The organism is Photobacterium minamisatsumaniensis, from assembly GCF_050336695.1.
Taxonomy (GTDB): domain Bacteria; phylum Pseudomonadota; class Gammaproteobacteria; order Enterobacterales; family Vibrionaceae; genus Photobacterium; species Photobacterium minamisatsumaniensis.
Genome location: NZ_JAKJSI010000003.1, coordinates 1 through 3,292, shown reverse-complemented (window position 1 = coordinate 3,292; position 3,292 = coordinate 1). Strand labels below are relative to the sequence as shown.

The window sequence follows — 3,292 nt, the reverse complement described above, 5'->3', positions numbered from 1 at the left end:
GCTAAGTAAGGTAATCAATTGTTGGTAGCGTGGTGATCGCGGTTACAGTCAGCATTGTGAGTTTGGGGTTGTTCACCTGTTGTCTCGGTGGGGCGGCCAAGCCGCTTTGGTTTCAGTTTTCCATATAACAAACTGTGCAAGTTGACCCTTAACACGCGGCATTTTCACTATGAATTAGCTTTTGTGTTYACGGGGCAAGGTTTTGGTTTAGGGGCGGGCACCTTCACAAGGGCGTTATAAGCTCAAAGGAGTTTTAGTGAAAAAATATAGTAATTCAGCCCATAGAATATTGAATATAATACAGATAGCAGCTCCATCTGGTGGCAATAACCCAACTACAACAGTGTGGGCTAACGTTTTTGGCTTAGATGCAGAGTTAGCTAAAAGTGACCCGCATTTTGTGCATCAGAAGTTAACTCTATTTAGAGCTGAACTCGATTTACTCGCTTCGGCGATGGCAACAACAGGTTTCTCAGAAAAGCTTTACAAGCCATATATTAACAATATCTCAAGAACTGTTTCAGTGACTAATATAGGAGCAGCTTGGAGTAGTTATTCATCTAACCTTGGCGCAGATACTATACTGGCAATTAATTTTTGCGCTGAAATCCTTCCTGATGAGTCAGAGTGTGACTTTGACTCTTTAACCGAAATTATTGATTCAATAACTAAGCTTCGAGAGCAAGTCGAAAATTCCGATTTACATGAAGTAACTAAAAGCTTTGTATTGTCTCAAATTTCAATAATTGAAAAAGCGATACAAAATTATCCTATTACGGGTGTCGACTCCATAAAAAGAGCATTTTCTGAGGGATTTTCTGATATCTGTAGTCGTGCAGATAACATCCGAGAAGAAGATGCAGATATTAGAAGTAAAGTCGGTGAATTTTGGGTCAAACTTCGCAAGGTAGGCGGTGCTGCTGTTGAGGCTGACAAAATTGTGAGTGCAGTTGTCAAATTAGTTGAAAATGGCGACAAATTAAAAGATGGCATAGCAGGCTTACTACAATGAGCTTATAACAAAGCCATAAATACGACCCCCAACACTCGGCATTCTAGGTATGAATTGGCTTTAGTGTTTTCGGTGGTCTTATCAACATTATTATAATACGTTGTGGCGTATTATGGCAGGCGTTATATGCCATTTTTCTTACGGTTTAGGTCTCTTTGCCGCTGGGTGTTTTATGGTTTCAATGTGGGTCGTAATGCAGTGAAAATTGTTACGTGAATTAGTGCGGTTAACCTTAATCTCATGCCAATATCCATTGGTATAAATAGCTTTGTCTCTCTCAAATTCATGAATCCGCACTGTTAATATTGCGTTGGTTCGTTATGGTTTCAGTGTTTACTAAGTCGCTTAAATTACAATGCCAAGTAAGGCTTTAATTGTTGGTAGCGTGGTGTTCACGGTTACAGTCAGCATTGTGAGTTTGGGTTTGTTCATCTGTTGTCTCGGTGGGGCGGCCAAGCCGCTTTGATTTCAGTTTTCATATAACAAACTGTGTAAGTTGACCCTTAACACGTGGCATTTTTGGTCTGGGTTGGCTTTTGTGATTACGTTGTAATGTTTTGGGTTTGGGGCGGGCAACTTCACAAGGGCGTTATATGCCATTATTTCTTGCGGTTTGGGTGTCATTGCCGTTGGTTGTTTTGTGGTTTCAATGTGGGTTGCAATGCAGTGAGAATCGTTCCGTGAATTGGTGCGGTTAATCTTAGTCTCATGCCAATGTTCATTGGTATAAATAGCTTTGTCTCTCTCAAATTCATGAATCCGCACTGTTGGTTTTCGTGTTGGTTCGTTATGATTTCAGTGTTTACTAAGTTGCTGAAATCACGAAGCCAAGTTTGTATTTCTGTTGGTGGTCGTTTGGTGCTCGGGGTTACAGTCAGCATTGTGAGTTTGGGGTTGTTCACCTGTTGTCTCGGTGGGGCGGCCAAGCCGCTTTAAGTTCAGTGTTCATATAACAAGCTGTGTAAGTTGACCCTTTACACGTGGCATTTTTAGTATGAATCAGCTTTTGTGATTATGGGGCAAGGCTTTGGTTTAGGGGCGGGCACCTTCACAAGGGCGTTATATAAATCGTAAAATATGAAGGTGTACATGCTAGAAATTTCTGAAAATGCCATTTTGATTCGAATTAACCGTCTTTACGATGAAGCTTTAAGTGCTGCGGAATTATATGAAGCAACGCGTGGAGTATGGGTTATTGGCTCGCGTAGAGAGAAAGTTGAGTTAGCATTAACTGTTTATAAAGGTGAGATAAAGGAAGTCTATCTAGTTTCTAGTTGGCATCCTGCTGGTTCAACACCATATGAAAGTCGTTCAGAAGAAGAGTTAAAACGCACTGGTCGTTGGGAGTTTCTTGGTAGTGTTGCAACTGATGTGATCCGTAGTAAATATAAAGGCCAATCAGTGGTTGATTACTTTCCAAATGGCAGCGCAAATCCTATCAAGTATGTTAATTGTTAGACTTTATATAACAAAAACATCAAGTTGACACGTTTTACTCCGCAGTTTTGGTATGGAGTTCAGTGCGCTTGGTTGGTTATCCGTGGTGCAACTTATGTTCGGCGTTATGTCACTAATTTGACTTTGGTACCACGTGGGAAGGTAAGATGTCGCGTCAAAAATCACTATATTTTCGTTTTGTGGCGTCTGGATATGCATTGTTTGCATTGTTCCAATTCTTAATCGCAAACTTGGCTGGTAATTTCTATGGTGATGAGTTTAAAACAACTGACTATATTGATGAACTTTTTTACTTTGCTATATTGCTTGTAATAATTGCTGCTTACATTATCGAACTGGGGTATAGAAAGCTATTTTTCATAACAATATCATCTAGTTTGATCGTATTTTTGTATGCAGATGCATTGGTTCTCTTTGCGGTTTTATTATTGCTTACATTGATATATCCCTTAACGAAGTCTCCATGGAATAAGTTATGACAACCAAATAGGACAGTATTGTGATAATAGTTAATACTGTAAAATCAGTCATATAAGCAGTTGATGAAAAATGACTAATAACGTACCGCATATGAAGTTATTTTTTCAACTGCTATGACATAACACATATGAGCCTTCGGACGTCAAGCGGTAAAGCGGATCCTATCGGCCGCGTTAGCGGTCGACTGAAAGTCGATTAACAAGCGCGTTCTCTTCGTTAGTCAGAGTAGCCGTTCAAGTCATGCTTGCGGCAAACACATATTGAGGATCTCTTACGCAGTCTCAACTGCTGCCTGTTTAGTTGCCTTCCATTGCGGTGAAACAGGGTCGCTAGACATTTATC

At 40.3% G+C, this 3,292-nt stretch carries 3 protein-coding genes; all 3 read left to right on the top strand.

Annotated features, from left to right (window positions below):
• Positions 1–256: 256 nt before the first annotated feature.
• The 3 genes from L4D78_RS00210 (at position 257) to L4D78_RS00200 (ending at position 2,949) form a co-directional block, all read left to right on the top strand.
• Positions 257–1,012, top strand: coding sequence for a hypothetical protein (locus L4D78_RS00210; RefSeq protein ID WP_133638214.1), 756 nt, complete (start codon positions 257–259; stop codon positions 1,010–1,012).
• Between the two features lie 1,089 nt (positions 1,013–2,101).
• Complete coding sequence (locus tag L4D78_RS00205; RefSeq protein ID WP_428465098.1) at positions 2,102–2,470, top strand: hypothetical protein; 369 nt, start codon at positions 2,102–2,104, stop codon at positions 2,468–2,470.
• 146 nt (positions 2,471–2,616) lie between these two features.
• Positions 2,617–2,949: a hypothetical protein gene (locus L4D78_RS00200; RefSeq protein ID WP_428465097.1), complete on the top strand. Its 333-nt coding sequence runs from the start codon at positions 2,617–2,619 to the stop codon at positions 2,947–2,949.
• The last annotated feature ends 343 nt before the right edge of the window (positions 2,950–3,292 follow it).

Excerpts from the sequence above, each read along its gene's own strand:
- L4D78_RS00205 (WP_428465098.1), top strand. The coding sequence starts at position 2,102 with ATGCTAGAAATTTCTGAAAATGCCATTTTGATTCGAATTAACCGTCTT.
- L4D78_RS00200 (WP_428465097.1), top strand. The coding sequence starts at position 2,617 with ATGTCGCGTCAAAAATCACTATATTTTCGTTTTGTGGCGTCTGGATAT.